This window comes from Gordonia marina (genome assembly GCF_052036135.1).
Taxonomy (GTDB): domain Bacteria; phylum Actinomycetota; class Actinomycetes; order Mycobacteriales; family Mycobacteriaceae; genus Gordonia.
Map to the genome: position 1 here is coordinate 31080 of NZ_JBPSDN010000009.1, position 17307 is coordinate 48386.

General features: G+C 70.7%; 13 protein-coding genes and 1 pseudogene. 7 read left to right on the forward strand and 7 right to left on the reverse strand.

Annotated elements, in window-relative coordinates; genetic code table 11:
• Positions 1 to 13: 13 nt before the first annotated feature.
• The 4 genes from ACSEEN_RS07465 to ACSEEN_RS07480 all read right to left on the reverse strand — a co-directional run bounded on the left by ACSEEN_RS07465 (position 14) and on the right by ACSEEN_RS07480 (position 5125).
• Positions 14 to 1636 carry an ABC transporter substrate-binding protein gene (locus ACSEEN_RS07465; protein WP_440712806.1) on the reverse strand — a complete coding sequence of 541 codons (1623 nt, stop codon included), beginning with the start codon at positions 1634 to 1636 and terminating at the stop codon, positions 14 to 16.
• 66 nt (positions 1637 to 1702) lie between these two features.
• Positions 1703 to 3124, reverse strand: coding sequence for an NtaA/DmoA family FMN-dependent monooxygenase (locus tag ACSEEN_RS07470; RefSeq protein WP_440712807.1), 1422 nt, complete (start codon positions 3122 to 3124; stop codon positions 1703 to 1705).
• A complete protein-coding gene (locus ACSEEN_RS07475) occupies positions 3124 to 4539 on the reverse strand; it encodes an LLM class flavin-dependent oxidoreductase (protein WP_440712808.1) in 1416 nt (471 codons plus the stop codon). The genes ACSEEN_RS07470 and ACSEEN_RS07475 overlap by 1 nt, the downstream gene beginning before the upstream one ends.
• A 310-nt stretch (positions 4540 to 4849) precedes the next feature.
• Positions 4850 to 5125 (reverse strand): excalibur calcium-binding domain-containing protein, encoded by a 276-nt coding sequence (locus ACSEEN_RS07480; RefSeq protein ID WP_440712809.1) that lies wholly within the window; start codon positions 5123 to 5125, stop codon positions 4850 to 4852.
• 262 nt (positions 5126 to 5387) lie between these two features.
• On the opposite strand from ACSEEN_RS07480, the gene ACSEEN_RS07485 reads away from it, so the two are divergent.
• Genes ACSEEN_RS07485 through ACSEEN_RS07500 form a run of 4 tightly spaced genes read left to right on the forward strand, consistent with a single transcriptional unit; the run spans position 5388 to position 9539 of the window.
• On the forward strand, positions 5388 to 6623 hold the full coding sequence (locus ACSEEN_RS07485; RefSeq protein WP_247865308.1) for a sensor histidine kinase: 1236 nt from the start codon (positions 5388 to 5390) through the stop codon (positions 6621 to 6623).
• Positions 6620 to 7426: a LytR/AlgR family response regulator transcription factor gene (locus ACSEEN_RS07490; protein ID WP_440712810.1), complete on the forward strand. Its 807-nt coding sequence runs from the start codon at positions 6620 to 6622 to the stop codon at positions 7424 to 7426. The genes ACSEEN_RS07485 and ACSEEN_RS07490 overlap by 4 nt, the downstream gene beginning before the upstream one ends.
• Before the next feature lie 2 nt (positions 7427 to 7428).
• On the forward strand, positions 7429 to 7809 hold the full coding sequence (locus ACSEEN_RS07495; protein WP_247865310.1) for a hypothetical protein: 381 nt from the start codon (positions 7429 to 7431) through the stop codon (positions 7807 to 7809).
• Positions 7806 to 9539 (forward strand): sodium/solute symporter, encoded by a 1734-nt coding sequence (locus ACSEEN_RS07500; RefSeq protein ID WP_371307264.1) that lies wholly within the window; start codon positions 7806 to 7808, stop codon positions 9537 to 9539. The genes ACSEEN_RS07495 and ACSEEN_RS07500 overlap by 4 nt, the downstream gene beginning before the upstream one ends.
• A 10-nt stretch (positions 9540 to 9549) precedes the next feature.
• On the opposite strand, the gene ACSEEN_RS07505 is transcribed toward ACSEEN_RS07500, so the two are convergent.
• Both ACSEEN_RS07505 and ACSEEN_RS07510 read right to left on the reverse strand, forming a co-directional pair.
• Complete coding sequence (locus ACSEEN_RS07505) at positions 9550 to 11097, reverse strand: hypothetical protein (protein WP_440712811.1); 1548 nt, start codon at positions 11095 to 11097, stop codon at positions 9550 to 9552.
• Positions 11098 to 11311: 214 nt separating this feature from the next.
• Complete coding sequence (locus tag ACSEEN_RS07510; protein WP_440712812.1) at positions 11312 to 12238, reverse strand: hypothetical protein; 927 nt, start codon at positions 12236 to 12238, stop codon at positions 11312 to 11314.
• A gap of 288 nt (positions 12239 to 12526) precedes the next feature.
• Between ACSEEN_RS07510 and ACSEEN_RS07515 the strand changes: the two are divergent.
• The 3 genes and pseudogenes from ACSEEN_RS07515 to ACSEEN_RS07525 all read left to right on the forward strand — a co-directional run.
• Positions 12527 to 12952: pseudogene (locus ACSEEN_RS07515) on the forward strand (DivIVA domain-containing protein); the annotation flags it as partial.
• A gap of 469 nt (positions 12953 to 13421) precedes the next feature.
• Complete coding sequence (locus ACSEEN_RS07520) at positions 13422 to 13865, forward strand: DUF485 domain-containing protein (RefSeq protein ID WP_440712813.1); 444 nt, start codon at positions 13422 to 13424, stop codon at positions 13863 to 13865.
• Positions 13866 to 13921: 56 nt separating this feature from the next.
• Positions 13922 to 15550 (forward strand): monocarboxylic acid transporter, encoded by a 1629-nt coding sequence (locus ACSEEN_RS07525; protein WP_247868109.1) that lies wholly within the window; start codon positions 13922 to 13924, stop codon positions 15548 to 15550.
• Positions 15551 to 15811: 261 nt separating this feature from the next.
• Here the strand turns inward: ACSEEN_RS07525 and ACSEEN_RS07530 are convergent, their stop codons facing one another.
• Complete coding sequence (locus ACSEEN_RS07530) at positions 15812 to 17221, reverse strand: amidase (RefSeq protein WP_247865316.1); 1410 nt, start codon at positions 17219 to 17221, stop codon at positions 15812 to 15814.
• Positions 17222 to 17307: the final 86 nt, after the last annotated feature.

Here is a 17307-nt window from a genome sequence, read left to right on the forward strand (position 1 = left end):
GTCTCCCGTGCGGTCACTTCGTGAGGTAGGCGTCGGAGAACACCGGCTCGCCCTGGCTCTTCTCGACCCAGAAGTCGTGCAGCCGGTTCGACGACGCGATCAGCGAACTCTGCGTGTACAGGCCGATGCCCGCGGCGTCGTCGGCGATGGTCTGCTGGGCCTGCCGGTACTGGGCGAAGCCGGCCGTGGTGTCGGGGTTGGTGTTGGCGGCGTTGATCAGCGACGTGAGCTGCGGGTCGTTGAAGAACGACCGGTTGTTGCCGTTCGGATCGGTGGGCGTGCCGGCGCGCCAGACGATCCACAGGATCGCCGGGCTCGGGCTGGTCCAGTACGACGGCAGCGCGTCGTACGTGGCCGGATCGCTGTATTTGCCGCCCCAGAGTTCGGCCATCGTCGCCGGGATCAGTTCGACGTCGAAACCGTTCTGCTTCCACTGCTCCTGGAGCGCCTGCAGGATCGTCGCGCCCTCGGGGGTGATGAACGAGCCCGCACCGTAGACCACCCGGATGGTCAGCGACTTGCCGTCCTTGCGGTAGATGCCGCCGTCACCCTTGGTCCAGCCGGCCTGCCGGAGCAGGTCGGCCGCCTTGGCCGGGTTGTACGGGTACGGGTCGCCGCCGAGGTAGGCGGGCGTGGACTGCGAGACCGCCGCGTTCGGCTCATACGGGATGACGCCGTGGAAGCCGGCCTGCACGGCGGACTTCCGGTCGGCCGCGTACCCGAAGGCCTGCCGGACGCGCTTGTCGGTGAACGGCCCCTGCTGCGTGTTGACCGAGAAGGAGACCGGCTTGCCCGGGGTGATGTACCGGATCGTGTTCTTGAACCGCTGCTGCGCATCCTTCCAGCGCACGGTCGGCACCTCGTAGATCGCGTCCGACTGGCCCGTGGTCAGCGAGGCGTACCGGGAGGTGGCGTCGGGGACGAACTTCCAGTTGATCGCGTCGACGAGCGCCGGCCCCTGGTGCTTGGCGGTGGCCGGCCAGGACGTGTAGTCCGGGTTCCGCTTGAAGGTGACCTGCTGCCCCTTCTTCCATTCCGCGACGGTGAAGGCACCCGACCCGATGGGCTTCTCGCAGTTCTCCTCGGCACTGCGCGTCTTCAGGGCGGTCGGCGACTGGATGCCGAAGTAGCCCTGGGTGATCAGCCGCAGGAACTCCGGGTACGGGTCGCTCAGGTGGATCGCGACGTGCTGCGGATCGACGGCCTCCGCGGACGTGAAGTACGGCGAGATGGAGACCTTGGCGGTGCTGTTGAGGTCACCGTGAGCGAACTGGTCGAAGTTGTAGGCGACGGCGGCGGCGTCGAGCGGGGTGCCGTCGGTGAACTTGACGCCCGGCTTGAGCGCGAAGGTGTAGGTGCGCCCGTCCGGCGACACCTCCCACGACTGCGCGAGCCAGGGCTTGACGGTGCCGTCGTCGGCGAGGGTGACCAGGCCGTCGAGTACCTGCCGGGAGATGTACGCCTGCTGGATCCAGCCGCCGAAGATGCATGGCGGCTCCTGGACGTGCGCGTACTCGATGGTGCCGCCCTGGATGCGCTCACCGCTGCCGGACTCGCCGGAACCGCAGGCGGTGACTCCGGCCAGGAGGGCACCGGCGGCGGTGAGGGCGAGGGTCGGTCGGAGGTACTTCTTCATTACCGTGCTTTCGTCGGTGAGCTCGATACGCCGAGCGGGGTGGGTTGAGGGCGACCGCGGGTGCGGTCAGGAGGCGGCGGGCTGGGGATCGGCGATCCCCGCCCGGCGCGGCAGATGCTTGCCGCCGCGGTAGCGGGCGGCCGGGTGGTTGTCGGGCAGCCTGGGGCCGCGGCCGAAGATCCGGTCGCGCAGTGTCTCGGACGGGTCGTACGACTCGCGGAGACGACCGCGCCGCCGGAGCACCGGCACCACCAGCTCGATGAAGTCGCGCGCCGTGTCGTAGGAGTGGTACTGCAGCAGGTTGATGCCGTCCAGATCGAGATCGTCGAGCCAGCCTTCGATGGCATCGGCGACCTGTTCGGGGTCGCCCACCGCGAACAGCGGGTGGCGGGCGAGGTCGCCGAAACCGGCGAGGAACTCGCCGACCGTGGTATCCGGTCCCGCTTCGGTGCGCCCGCGATGGCGGCCGAGCGGCAGGGTGTCGAGCCGCTGTTCCGGCGGCAGCGCGGTCGGATCCCAGGTCAGCCCGGCGTGCGCCAGGTAGCCTTCCGGGTCGGACCAGCGCTGGTATTCGGCGAGTTTGGCGCGGGCCTGCGCCTGCGTCGGTGCCACCACGATGCCCGCGGTGGTGATGACCTTCAGGTCGTCGCGGTCGCGGCCGGCCGCCTCGGCGGCGTCCTTCAGCGCGGCGATCAGGGCCTTGAGCTGCGCCGGGGACGACCCGCCGGTGAACACCACCTCGGCGTGCTTCCCGGCGAACCCGGTGCCGGCGGGCGAGGCGGTCGCGGTGAACAGGACCGGTGTGCGCTGGCGGCTCGGGCTGGGCAGCTGCGGCCCCTCGACCCGGAAGTACCGGCCGACATGGTCGATCGGCCGGATCTTCGCGGGATCGGCGAACACGTTGTTCTCGCGGTCGGCGACGATCGCGTCGTCGTCCCAGCTGCCCTCCCACAGCTTGTAGAGGACGTCGAGGTATTCGTCGGCGATCTCGAACCGGGTGTCGTGGTCGATCTCGTCGTCGCGGCCGAGGTTGCGGGCCGCGTTCGGCAGGTACGACGTCACGATGTTCCAGCCGACGCGGCCCTTGGTGAGGTGGTCGAGGGTCGACGCGCGCCGCGCCCACGAGAACGGGGGCTCGTAGGTGGTGGAGAAGGTGATGCCGAAGCCGAGGTGCCGCGTCACCGCGGCCATCGCGGGCACCACCGACGCCGGGTCGTTGTTCGGGATCTGCAGGCCCCGCACGATCGCGGTCTCCGCCGAACCGCGGAACACGTCGTAGGTGCCCAGCACGTCGGCCAGGAACACCGCGTCGAAACCGCCGTCTTCGAGCAGTCGGGCCAGCCCCGTCCAGTACTCGATGTCGTTGACGTTCTCGCGCCGGTTCCCGGGCAGCCGCCACAGACCGTGCGTGATGTGGCTGACGCAATTCATCTCGAACAGGTTGAGGATGAGCCGCTTGGGCGGTCCCGGAGTCTCGGGCGCACCCATCAGACGCCCGCCTCGGCGAGCTCGGCGGCCGTCTCCGGTGCCGCGCCGAACGCGCCACGGTACCGGGCCGCCTGATGACGCTCGGGAAGGCGGTCACCCGCGCCGAACAGCTTCTGCCGCAACGACCCCTCGCGGTATTCGCGCTGCGCCAGGCCGCGGTCCTGCAAGACCGGGATCACGTGGTCGACGAACTCCTCGTACGACGTCGGGATCTCGTAGTTCACCAGGTTGATGCCGTCGACGCCGTGTGCCCGCCAGTTCGCCAGGCCGTCCGCGATCTGCTCCGGTGTGCCGACGATCCGCAGGCTGGTCGCCGTGTAGTGGGCGACGTCGCGCAACGTGGCGGGACGATCGGTGACCACGTCCCGGATCCACCCGACGATCGACTGCACGCCTTCGGTCTGGATCTCGCCGACCGGGGTGTCGAGGTCCTCGTGCCCGAAGTCGATGCCGAGCGCCCCGGACAGATGCGACAGCTGAGCGTCGTAGTCGATCCATTCGTCGAGTTCGGCGGCCTTGCGCTCGGCCTCGGCCTCGGTCGACGCCGGCACCACGTACAGGCCCTGGAAGAACTTCAGGTCGTGGGCGCGACGGCCCACCGCCACGGCCCGCTCCCGGATGTCGGTGGTGTCCCGCAGTGCGGCGGCCGGATTCGGCGACTGCACGAAGACCGCCTCGGCGTTCTTCGCGGCGAACGTGCGGCCCGCCTCGGAGGCCCCGGCCTGGAAGAGCAGCGGGGTGCGCTGCGGACTCGGGCTCACCAGGTGCGGTCCTTCGACGCGGTACCGCGGGCCGACGTGATCGATGCGGTGCACCTTGTCGTAGTCGGCGTGGATCCCCCGCTCCCGGTCCTGGACCAGGGCGTCCTCGTCCCAGCTGCCCTCCCAGAGCTTGTACGTGACGTCGACGTACTCGTCGGCCCACGCGTAGCGCTCGTCATGCGCGGTGAGGCCGTCCAGCCCGAAATTGCGGCTCGCGTTGGGCAGATAGTTGGTCACGATGTTCCAGGCGATCCGTCCCTGCGTCGCGTGATCGAGCGTGGAGATCCGCCGCGCGAAGTTGAACGGGTGCTCCTGCAGGATGCTGGCGGTGAACGCGATGCCCAGGTGCTCGGTGGCGTACGCGAGAGCGCTGGCCAGCACGCTCGGGTCGTTGCTGGGAACCTGCAGCCCGGCCTCGAAGTACTTGCGCTCGTCGCCGCGGTAGGGCGCGTACAGGCCCACGACGTCGGCGAAGAAGATCGCGTCGAACTTGCCCCGCTCCAGGGTCCTGGCGAGATTCACCCAGTGATCGAGGCTGTTGAAATCGGCCTGTCGTGCCGAGGGCCGGCGCCAGGTCCCCTGCACGATGTGGCTGGTCGTGTTCATGACGAAAGCTGCGAAATGCAACGGCTTGTCGGGGCGCGGTGCGTTCATGTCTCCGGGGTTCCTCAAGGCTCTGCGACGGGATGTCCACAGAACGATAGGGAGACGCGGACATCCGTCCCACAGTTGCGCCCAGACCGCGCAAATCGCCCTATCACCGCAGGTCAAAACCTTATTCCGGAATCGGCAATTCGGCCCACGGCGGGTCTGACCCGCCCTCTTCCGGTCGCCCCTCGACGGCGTGCCGCCGCGAGTTCAGCCAACGCGCGCTCCGGACCCGCGAAGGCGGGGCCACCACCGTGCGGTCAGACGAAGAAAGGGGACCGCCGGCCTGGCGGTCCCCTTCGTCATCGGTCGTCGTTCACTTCTTCTCGCAGGCGATCCCGTCCTTGTCACGGTCGAGCCGGGCATTGCGGTCGTACACGGCCTTGTTCACGCGGAAGGTGGTCACCGGCTTCGATCGGCCGCTCACCTTGTCCCGCGCGCCCGGCCGGGCGACGCCGTGCGGGAAGCTCTTGTGGAGGGCGGTGCAGTTCTTGTACGCGACCGGCGCGGCGGCGGCCGGCGACACCGGAGCGAGCGACAGGAGCCCGCCGAGAACGGCGGTGCCGGCGAGCATGGAGAGAGTTCTGGTCATGCGCGGCATGATAGAGGCCGGCCGGTCATGTCGTACGAACAAACGACGGATCGGCAGACCTTCGCGGAAGCGGTCGCTATTCACGCATCCGCGACACTCTGGCCGTCGCCGTCGAACAGCGAGAAGATCACCGGCACCACCATGACGCCCAGAGTCAGCAAGTAGTCCATGCGTCCATGGCACCAGTGACGGCTGACGGGCGGCGAACCCGGCGGTGAACACGCCCGCACGCCCCGGTGAACCAGTAGATTCGGCAGACGACATGTCCGGAGAACTGATCGCGATCGTGGTGCTCGGCGGCGCGCTGGCCGCGGTGCTGTTCGTCTACGCGCTGCGCACCCGCCGCGTGGTGGCCACCCCGCACGAGCGCGCCGTGCACGACACGCTGGCCGCCGCGGCGCTCGCCGCCCACCCGCTGCGGGACGGGCTCACCGCCGAATCGGCGACCCGCGCGGCGGGGCCGCTCCGCGCGCTCACCGGTGCCGCGGGCGTCGCACTCTTCGGCGACGACGGCGTCCTCCTCGGCCGCGACGGCGAACCCGACATCTGGCCGCCGCGGGTGGTGCAGGCCGCTACCGCGCTGGCCGCGCAGGCACTGGCCGATCGGCGTCGCGCGCTGTCCGACGACCCGGGCGGACCGGGCGGACCGGTGCGCCAGCTGATCGCCGCGCCGCTGCTCACCGACGACATCAGCGCCGGGGTCCTGGTGGTCGCGACGACGCATCCGCCGGGGCCGGGACAGATCGGCGCGCTCACCGAGGTCGCCAACTACGCGGCCACCCAGCTGCAACTCGCCGAGCTCGATGCCTCCCGGGCACGACTGGATCGCGCGGAGGTCCTGGCCCTGCGCGCGCAGATCGACCCGCACTTCATCTACAACGCCCTGGGCACCATCGCGTCGTTCGTGCGCACCGATCCGGTCCGGGCCCGCGAGCTGATCCTCGACTTCGCCGATTTCACCCGCTACTCGTTCCGGGCCGCCGGCCAGTACACGACGCTCGCCGACGAGCTGCGCAACATCGACCGCTACCTCACCCTCGAACGCGCCCGCTTCGGCGACGGCCTCAACGTGCGCCTGCACGTCGATCCCGAGGTGCTGTCGGTGGTGGTGCCGTTCCTGGCGCTGCAACCGCTGGTGGAGAACGCCGTCCGGCACGGGCTGGCCGGGCGCCGCGACGGCACCATCACCCTCGCCGCGCGCGGGCTGGGCACCGACTGCGAGATCAGTGTCGAGGACGACGGCGTCGGCATGGATCCGGAGCTGCTGCGCAGCGGCGCGATCGACGCGCTGGCGCCGTCGGACCGGATCGGCGACGAGAGTGACGGCGCGCACGTGGGGCTGACGAATGTGGATCAACGACTGCGCTCGGCCTTCGGCAACGACTACGGTTTGATCGTCGATACCGGCATCGGCGCGGGCACCAAGGTCAGCATGCGAGTGCCGAAGTTCGCGGCCGGTATCCGTGCCGACACTCCCGGGGAAGGACGCCCACGATGACCGGTCTCTCGGTCCTGGCCGTCGACGACGAGGCCCCGGCCCTCGACGAGCTCACCTTTCTCCTGGAGTCGCACGATGCCGTCGCCGAGGTGGTGACCGCCTCCGATGCCACCCAGGCGCTGCGCCTGCTCGCCGAGCGGCCGGTCGACGCCGCGTTCCTCGACATCTCGATGCCTGGACTGAGCGGCATGGAGCTGGCGGCGGTGCTGGCCCGGTACGCCTCCCCGCCCGCCCTGGTGTTCGTCACCGCGCACGACGACCGCGCGGTGCAGGCCTTCGACATCGGGGCCGTCGACTATCTGCTGAAACCCCTTCGCGCCGAACGCCTCTCGCAGGCGATCGAGCGGGTGCTCGCGGTCCGCCCGGCGCCGGTCGAGGCTCCCGAATCCGGCGCGGAGGCCGCCCCCACCGAGGAACCCGCACCGATGGCCGGTGAGGTGATCCCGGTGGAACGCGGCGGCGTCACCTCCCTGATCTCCCGGGATTCGGTCTCCTGGGTGGAGGCGGTCGGCGACTACGCCCGGCTGCACACCGACACCGGCGAATACCTGGTGCGCGTCACCCTCTCCACTCTCGAGACGCAGTGGGCCGGCGCCGGTTTCGCACGGGTCCATCGGTCGTATCTGGTGGCGCTGCCGCGGGTGAGCGGCCTGCGCTCGGCGGGTTCGGGCACCCGGGTGATGGTCCGCGCACACGGCGCGGCGCCGGAGGTGGAACTGCCGGTGAGCCGCAGGCAGGTCCGGGAACTCAAGGACCGCCTGGTGCGAGATCCGTTGCGGTCCTTCCGTTCCGGCCGGTCGTAGTCGTGACTCCCGATGCGCCGCGGCGCGAACGCGTGGTGCTCTCGCAACGGCGTGGCGCCCGGCCGGTGCGCACCCGCGCCGAGGTCGCCGAACAGACCGAGGTGGGCGAACATCTGGTGCGCGGACTGGTCCGCGCGCAACTCGGGCTGGCACTGCGGATCGGGCTGGGTGTCGCGGCCCTGTTCCTGGCGATCCCGCTGATCGGCTTCACCGTCGACGACTTCGCCTCGGCCACCGTCTTCGGCATCGGCGTCAACTGGATCGTCCTCGCGCTGGCGCCGTACCCGATCCTGTATCTCGCGGGCCGCCTCTACATCCGGCTGGCCGAACAGGCCGAACGGGACTTCATCGCACTCATGGACGACGAGGAACGCGGCCCGTGACCGTCGGTACCGGCTCGCTCCTGATCATCGCGGCGGTCGCCCTGGCGGCCTTCGGCACGGTGGCGCTCGGCGCGTACGGCGGCCGCGGCGCCCGCTCCACATCGGACTTCCTGGTGGCCTCGCGCAGTATCGGCGCACGCTGGAACGCCGCCGCGATCGCCGGCGAGTACCTGTCGGCCGCGTCGTTTCTGGGCGTGGCCGGACTGGTCGCCAAGTACGGCGCCGACGCGCTCTGGTATCCGATCGGCTTCACCGCCGGCTACCTGGCGCTGCTGCTGTTCGTGGCCGCGCCGCTGCGTCGTTCCGGCGCGTACACGGTGCCCGACTTCGCCGAGTTCCGGCTCGGCTCGCGCCGCGCACGACGCGCCTCGATGCTGGTGGTGGCCGCGGTCTGCGTCCTCTACCTGATCCCGCAGCTGCAGGGCGCCGGGCTCACCCTGAACATCCTGCTGGGCCTGCCCGGCTGGGTGGGCGTGGTCCTGGTCGGGGCGGCCCTGGTGGCCAACGTGGTGAGCGGCGGTATGCGCTCGGTGACTTTCGCGCAGGGTCTGCAGTACTGGCTCAAGCTGACCGCGATCGCCGTCCCCGCCCTGGTCGCGATCATCCACTTCGCGCAGGAGCCGGCCGATCTCGGCGACCCGCTGCCGGCCCGGGTCGTCGCCGAGACCACCGTGCGGATCCCGACGCAGGTCTCGGTGACCGTCACCGATCCGGCCGGGGTCACCGCGACCGGGACCGTCGACGGCCGCCGCGTCCGCGACGCTCCGCTGCCCGCCGGAACCGTCGTCGTCGGCCACGACTCCACCCTGCGGCTGGCGGCCGGCGCGGCGACCCCGGTGGTGTCCGACGCGCCGCAGACCGGCGCGCAGTGGCGGCGGTCCGGCGGCGGCCTCGGCGGCGGCCACCCGCTGTACCAGGTGCTGTCGCTGATGCTGGCGACCTTCCTCGGCGCCCTGGGCCTTCCGCATGTGCTGGTCCGCTTCTACACCAACCGGTCGGGCACCGCCGCGCGCCGGACGGCGCTGACCGTGATCGCCCTGCTGGCCGGGTTCTACCTGTTCCCGACGGTGCTCGGCGTGCTGGCCCGCGTCTACGTCCCGCAGGTGCTCGCCACCGGCACCGCCGACGCCGTGGTCCTGCTGGTGCCGTCGGCGATCGTCGGAGGTCTGGCGGGGCAACTGCTGGTCGCCCTGGTCGCCGCGGGCGCGATCGCCGCGTTCCTCGCGACGTCGTCGGGCCTGCTGATCAGCATCGCGGGCGTGGTGTCGACCGATCTGCTGCGGCCCGGGGTCCGCAGCTTCCGGATCTGCGCGCTGCTCGGCGGCCTGGTGCCGATCGGGCTGGCGCTCGCCGCGGGCACCCTCGAGCTGTCCCGCTCGGTGGGCCTGGTGTTCGCCGTCTCGGCCGCCACCCTGTGCCCGCTGCTGGTGCTCGGCATCTGGTGGCGCGGCCTCACCGCGGCCGGGGCCGTCACCGGCCTCGCCGTCGGCTCGGCGACCTCGGTCGCCGCAGTGCTGGCCGGCGCCTTCCGGGTGTCCGGCGACGGCTGGGCGGCGGCCGTGGTCACCTTCCCCGCCGCCGTCACCGTGCCCCTCTCGTTCGGCACGATGATCGTCGTCTCCCTCGCCACCCGCCGCACCCTGCGCGGCGATGTCGCGACGGTCTTCGCCCGCATGCACGTCCCGGAGCGCTTCGGCCTGGGCCTGGAACGCACGCCCGTCGGCGACTGACCGCCCTGCCTCAGCCGTTCGCCGCGGCGCTCAGCGTGGCCGCCGCGATGCTCGCGCTCGAGTTCGCCACCGGCGACCCGGACGTGTCGCTGTAGGGATAGCCGGTGACGTCGTTGACGGCGAACCCCTTCAGCGCGGCGGGCAGGCCGTCGAGCCAGCCCGCGGTATCGATCCCGAGCGCTTTCGCCGCGGTGTAGGCGCTGCCGGCCGCGGTCAGCGACCGGCCGGCCAGTCCGTCGGTGAAGGTTCGCCGGGGATCGGTCAGCGGTGCCAGACTCCGGACGACGTCGGTCATGCCCGCTCCGGCGGCGGCGGTGATGAGCGCCTCGATCAGCCCCGGCGCCTGCTTCAGCTCCGTCGAATACCGCCCGGCGAAGGCGCCGGCGGCCTCCGCCGACGGCCGTGACTTCGGGGTGATGCCCAGCACTCGTGCGAGGTCGAGCGTCTCGATCCACGTGTACACGTTGACGTCGAGGTCCGCGAAGTCGATGTCGGCGACCCAGGCGCGGCCCGAGTCGACGACGGACGCGGGACACGTCAGGCCGTCGTCCACCGCGCACAGACCGACGAGCAGCGCGTTCCGGGTCCCGTCCGGGTGCGCCGTGTTCGCGGCGGATATCTGGTCCGCCACCACCGCTGTCAGCGCGGCCGGGATCCGGGCGCCGCCCCGCTTCAGGGCCGCGGCGTACGAGAAGGTCCACCGCAAGCCGCCCGGCGGCGGCGCCACCAGCAGGCCGTCGGCGGTCATCTGCTGGGCGAGCGGGTCGATCACCGGGGTGGAGAGTTTCTGGAGCTCGGCCGGCCGGCGATCGGCGACCACCGCGGCCGCGAGCGCCGACTGCGCGTTGAGGCGGCCGGCGAGCCCGGCGGCGCAGTCGACGAGCGGGCCGGGGTGCGAGAAGCCGGGGTCGGCGAGGCGATGCAGCTGGTGCACCGCCATCCAATTCGAGGCCGACGCCGGATCACCGCAGTCGACCCGGGCGGGCAGTTCCGGCAGCGACCGGCCGTCGACCGGCACCGCGGTCCCCGTTCCGGCGAGCGCCTGGACGGCGAGGTACCGCTGGTAGCTCGTGACGGCGGGATCGGCGGCGATCCTCTCCACCGCCGCGCGGTGCGGTGCGAGCACGTCCGGCCCCAGGCACGCCAGCACCTGGGCGCTGTATCCCGCGTCCGAGTCGCGCGCGCCGACCGAGGCGGCGGCCAGCGCCGCCAGGTCGACGTGCAGCTTCTTCCCGGCCTCGCTGAGCAGCGCCGCGGTGCCGGTGTCCGGCGACGCCAGGCAGACCTGGAAGCCCGACCAGATCGGGTCCGTCGCCGCCTCCCGGCCAAGGGTCCACATCAGCTTCGCCGGGGCGACCGGCGCCAGGTCGCGCCCCGCGTTCCGGAGCGCGGCCCGTCCGTACGCGGTCTGATACAGCGTCGCCTCGGGCGACGTGTCGGGTTCCATCGACGGGACGACGAGGCCGTCTCCCCCGGCCAGACTCGGGTACGCGGCGGCGAGCCCGTCCCACGGGTCGGCGCGCCGCGCGGAGCCGGAGTCCCCGCAGGCGGAGAGCACGAGGGCACCGGCGACGACGACGGCTGCCAGCGCCGCGAGCGGTCTGCGCGTTCTAGGCCATGTCTCCCAAATCTCTTTCCGGTCCTCGGCGGCCCGCGCAGCGCCTGGCGGCGTTGTCGTCGGTCGGCATAGCGCCGCTATGCCTCCCTCCTCCGCCTTGCCAGCCGCCCAGCGGATCCACCGATGCCTACGGAGAAGATTTGAGAGACACGGCCTAGTTCCGGACACCGGCACTCACATAGCCTTTCGCGCCATCGTGTTCGAACCAGCCCTCGGAGGTGACGCTGAAGTAGGTGGAGAACATGCCACAGTCGGCGGTTCCCGCCACGTCCGAGATGTAGCTCCTGATGTTCTCCCAGGTCAGCGTCTTGACGTTCTTGTCAGACCCCTGCGCCGTGAGCCCGACGGTGCCGCCGTTGCCCTTGCCCCCGCTGATCTCCACCGATGCGCTGATCCCGTGGGTCTTCGCGGTGGCGATGTTCCTGATCATGTTCACCGCGAAGCGCTGGCCGTCGCGGTAGGTCTTGGCGGACGTGGCGAAGCTGCAATGCTTCCAGTACAGGGCACACGCCCACGCGTTCGCGTAGATCGTGATCCCGGACAGCTTGTCGGGGTACGAACTCGAGTCCGAGGTGATCCCGCCGTTGCCGTCGTTGCCGTCGTCCGCCGCGTCGACCTTGAACCCGTCGCGCAGCGCGGCCGTCTTCTTCCCGCCCGCGTCGATGGTCGGCTGGCCGGGTCCGGGGTGCTCGAGCAGACGGCTCGAGGTCGGCGCCGGCGTGGTCGTCGCGGGACTTTCGGCGGTGCTCGGCGCCGACGGTTCCGGGGTGGCACTCGTCGTGACCGGCGGCGAGGTCTCCGGCGGGGTGGTGTCCAGGGTGGGCGGCGGCCCGTCGTCGCCGTGGCATGTGTAGAGCACCGGCGGCGGGGGTGCGTCGCTGGGACTCTTGCCCGGGTTGGCCTGTGACCAGGCGTTCTTCCAGGCGTTGTCGTAAGCCGCCGTTTCACGCTTGCAGCGTTCGGCCGGCGTCTCCGCCCCGGCCGGGGAGGTCACCACGATCGCGAGGAGCACGACGGCCAGGATCGTCCCCAGCACCGCGACGACCGGCACCACTCGTCTCGTTTCGGTCAGTTCCCGCACTTCTCGTCCCTACTCCCGTATCCGGTGAATCGTGTTCGGGCCCTTCCCGGCGCCCGCCGATCACGGTATGAGCGGAACCGGCACCGTCTGCCCGCAGAATTCGCATCACCGCAGTTCAGAGACTCGAAGAAGATTCTGGTCCAGAATCTTCTTCGATGCCGACCTGCGGAAACGCGTAGGTCGTGTTGCGAAAGCCGTCTGCGAGGCCCGCAAAGGGATCTTCGCAACACGACCTGACGATCGGCCGGGCCGCGTGAACGGCCGCTCCCGATCGGCCACAATCGACCCGTGCCCCACGACGCCCAGTTCACCGCCGACGACATCCGCTCCGCCGCCTTCTCGAAGCCGCCGATGGGACGCCGCGGCTACGGGGAGGATGACGTCGACGAGTTCCTGGACGCGCTCGAAGCGAAATTCGCGAATCCGGCGGACCCCGCGCTGGGCTGGCTGACGCCCGCGGCGGTCCGAGCGCGCACCTTCGCCCGTCCGCCGATCGGCATGCGCGGCTATCACGAGGGTGAGGTGGACGCGTTCCTCGAGCTGTGCGCCGTTCAGCTCGCCCGGCTCACGGGCGGTGCGGTCACCGCGGGGCCGCCCGTCGCACGGCCGGGCTCCCGGCTCACCGCGGAGGAGATCGTCGGCGCCACCTTCTCCACAACGCGATTCGGTGGCCGCGGGTATGACCAGGCCCAGGTCGACACCTTTCTGGACGCGGTCGCCGCCAGATTCCGCGATCCCGCCGATCCGGCGGTGGCCTGGCTGACCCCCGCGGCGGTCACCGAGCCCGGTTCGCCCCGTCGTCGTTCGGCCGGACCGGCTACCGGAGCGAGGAGATCGACGCCTTTCTCGCCCGTTGCGCCACCGATCTCGAACTGCTCCTGCGCCGGGCCTGATCCGGGGTTCCACCACTCGATCTCCGCCGGGCCACACGCTCTATTCCCGGTGGACGAACGGGCTCCAGGTGGCCCGACGGACCGCGGGTGGCCGGACGGATCGCGGGTCAGCCGCCGGCCTCGGGGCACGCGCGGACCCCGCCCGGTGCCGTTTCGCTCCGGTGACCGGCGTCACCGTTCACCGGAGCCCGGTGACCGCTCATCGCAGGGTCCACCGTGCTCGTCGCTCCGGTCACAATTCACCTTGGACGTGAGCCAGCTCTCGACGAGTCTTGCCGTCAAGGCCGCAGATGCGGCATTTCAGCAAGGAGGTCGCAGTGTCTACCGCGCAAGAGCACCCGCCGCAGTCGTCGGCACCACCGGCGGAGGAGTTCATCGCCGCCCAGCAGAGTCCGGAGTTCCAGCGGTTGCGCCGCACCCTGCGGCGCTTCGTCTTCCCGATGACCGCGTTCTTCCTGTCCTGGTACGCGCTGTATCTGGTGATGGGCGTGTTCGCGACGGGCTTCATGGGCACCCGGGTGTGGGGCAACATCAACGTCGGCCTGATCTTCGGCCTGCTGCAGTTCGTCACCACCTTCGGGATCACCGGCGCGTACATCTACTTCGCCAATCACCGCCTCGACCCCCAGGCGCAGGTGGTGCGTGACGGCTTCGCCGACGGCACCTACGCCCGGGAGGCCGCGGCGATCGAGGCCGGCACCAAGGACACCGCGGTACAGGGGGCGCAGTCGTGAACACCATCCTCACCAGCGCCGCCGACGTCGACACCGGCAACTCGACCCTCAACATCATGATCTTCGTGGGCTTCGTGGTGATCACGCTGCTCGTGGTGATCAAGGTCAGCAACGCCGGCACGTCCAGCGCCTCGGAGTTCTTCACCGGCAACGGCGGCTTCTCCGGTACCCAGAACGGCATCGCCATCGCCGGCGACTATCTCTCGGCCGCGAGCTTCCTCGGCATCGCCGGGGCCATCGCGATCTACGGGTACGACGGCTTCCTGTACTCGATCGGCTTCCTGGTGGCCTGGCTGGTGGCGCTGCTGCTGGTCGCCGAGCTGCTGCGCAACACCGGCAAGTTCACCATGGCCGACGTCCTCAGCTTCCGGCTCAAGCAGCGTCCGGTCCGGCTGGCGGCATCGATCAACACGCTGACCGTGTCGATCTTCTACCTGCTGGCCCAGATGGCCGGCGCCGGCGCCCTGGTCGCGCTGCTGCTCAACGTCAAGAGCGACCTCGGCCAGGCCGTGGTGATCACCGTGGTCGGCATCCTGATGATCACCTACGTGCTGATCGGCGGCATGAAGGGCACCACCTGGGTGCAGATCATCAAGGCCGTCCTGCTGATCACCGGCGTGATCGTGATGACGCTGTGGGTGCTGCTGCAGAAGGACGTCATGTTCAACTTCTCCCATCTGCTGGGCATGGCGCAGGACGCGGTGAACAACGCGGTCCACGGCGGCGGGCTGACCGCGAAGGGCCAGTCCATGCTGACCTCGGCCAACGGCGAGCCGCACAACGTGCTGGCTCCGGGCGCCCAGTACGGCGGCACGCTGACCTCGAAGGTCAACATGATCTCGCTCGGTATGGCGCTGGTGCTCGGCACCGCCGGCCTGCCGCACGTGCTGATGCGCTTCTACACGGTCCCCACCGCCAAGGAGGCCCGCAAGTCGGTGGTCTGGGCGATCGGCCTGATCGGCGCCTTCTACCTGTTCACCCTGGTCCTCGGCTACGGCGCCGCGGCGCTGGTCGGCCCGGAGAAGATCCTCGCCGCACCCGGCGGCGTGAACTCGGCGGCTCCGCTGCTGGCCCTGGAACTGGGCGGCGAGATCCTGCTCGGCCTGATCGCGGGCGTGGCGTTCGCGACCATCCTGGCCGTGGTGGCGGGCCTGGCGATCACCGCGTCGGCGTCGTTCGCGCACGACATCTATGCCAGCGTGATCAAGAAGAACGGCGCCTCCGAGGAGGAGCAGGTCCGGGTCTCGCGGATCACCGTCGTCGTGCTCGGCGTGATCGGCATCGTGCTGGGCATCCTCGCCAAGGACCAGAACATCGCGTTCCTGGTGGCGCTGGCCTTCGCGGTCGCCGCCTCGGCCAACCTGCCGACCATCCTCTACTCGCTGTTCTGGCGCCGCTTCAACACCCGCGGCGCGCTGTTCAGCATGTACGGCGGCCTGGCGATCACGCTGGTGCTGATCGTGTTCAGCCCGGCCGTCTCCGGCAAGCCGACGTCGATGCTCCCCGACATGGACTTCGCCTGGTTCCCGCTGGCCAACCCCGGACTGGTGTCGATCCCGGCGGCGTTCCTGCTCGGCATCATCGGCACGCTGACCTCGCGGGAGAAGCCCGACGTGGCCCGGCGCGCGGAGATGGAGGTCCGCTCGCTCACCGGTGTCGGCGCCGAGAAGGCGCACGCGCACTGACCCGGCCCGACGGCGGAACGACGACGGCCCGGTGGATCCCTTCGGATCCACCGGGCCGATGTCCGTGTCGCGGGCTCATTCTCATGTCGCACGTCCGGCACGACCTGCGACACGGAGGAGGACCCGCGGCACGCGGCGTCAAGCGCCACCGGCCATCCCCTGTTGAGCCGGACGAACCCACCGCCCGTTGAGCCTGGCCGCTCCCACAGCCCGTTGAGCCGGGCAGGCCCCCGGGCCTGTCCGTGTCGAAACGCGCCCGAGTCAGGCGTCCTGGATCCGCGCGAACGGCGCGGCGGCCTCCAACTCGAAGGCCAGCGACAGCAGCGTCCGCTCGGCGCCGCGATCGGCGGAGAAGTGGATACCGATCGGCAGACCGTTCGACGCCTGCCCGAGCGGCAGCGAGATCGCCGGGGTGCCGCACGCGTTGTCGGCGGGGGTGAAGGCCACGTACTGGATGAGCCGCTCGAAGACCTCGTCGAACCGGCCGGCCGGATCCAGGTAGCCGATCTCCGGGGTGGTGTGTCCGAGGGTCGGGGTCAGGATCACGTCGTACGACCCGAACGCGTTCCGGAACTTCGCGACGGCCCGCCGCAGACCGACGATCGACGCCGGGATCCGGTAGAAGCGTCGCAGCGCCATCCGGGCGAGCCCCTTGGTGAACGGATCGAGCCGGTTCCTGTCGAATCCGGGTCCGACCACCTGGCCGCCGAAGCGGTCGAAGGAGAGCGCCAGCGTCCCCCAGTAGTCGGTGAACTGCCCGACGAACGACGGGTCCACCGGCAGCGGCGCCTCCTCGACGTGGTGGCCGAGGCCGGTGAGCAGGGCGACGACGTCGTCGACCGCCCGGCGGGTGTCCGCGTCGAGCGGGACGCCGGTGATCGGCTCGGCCATCAGCGCGACGCGCAGCCGCGCGGTGCTCGGTCCTTCGACCAGGCCGACCGGATCGAGGGTGTCGAGTCGGCGCTGTCGTTCCAGATCGGCCAGGAAGTACGCGGTGTCGCGCACCGAGCGCGACACGATGCCGTTGCAGACCAGGTCGATGGGGGCCTTCGCCGAAGCCGGCGAGCCCGCGGTCCGGCCGCGCGTCGGCTTGAGGCCGACCAGACCGCACGCGGCCGCGGGAATGCGGATCGAGCCGCCGCCGTCGTTGGCGTGGGCGATCGGTACCGCGCCGGCCGCGACCAGCGCGGCCGCACCGCCCGAACTCGCGCCGCACGAGTAGTCGGTGTCCCACGGGTTGCGGGTGGGCTCGCGGTCGGCGAACTCGGTGGTGGCGGTGAGCCCGAAGGCCGGCATCGTCGACGCGCCCACGACGTTCACCCCGGCGCCGAGGAACTCCTCGGTGAACGGCTCATTGGCCGCCGCCGGACGGTCGGCGACGGCGGCGCTGCCCTGCCGCGTCGGCAGGCCGGCGTAGTCGGTGTTGTTCTTGATCAACGTCGGCACCCCGGCGAACGCACCGGAGAATCCGTTCTCGGCCGCACGCACCCGCGCGCGTTCCCGATCGTCGTAGGCGACCGCCGCCAGCTGCGGGTTCACCCGGTCGATCCGGTCGACCGCGGCGTCCGTCGCCTCGCGCGCGCTGAACTCGCCGGCCTCGACGGCGCGGGCGACGCCGACCGCGTCCAGGTCGCCCAGGACGTCGTCGGTGAAGGCGTGAACACGTTTCATGTGATCTGACAATATCTCGTTTCCAGATCTCTGGATGCTTTCCCCCCGCGGGTGCCGCGCCAGGGGCATCCCGGACATCGGTCCGG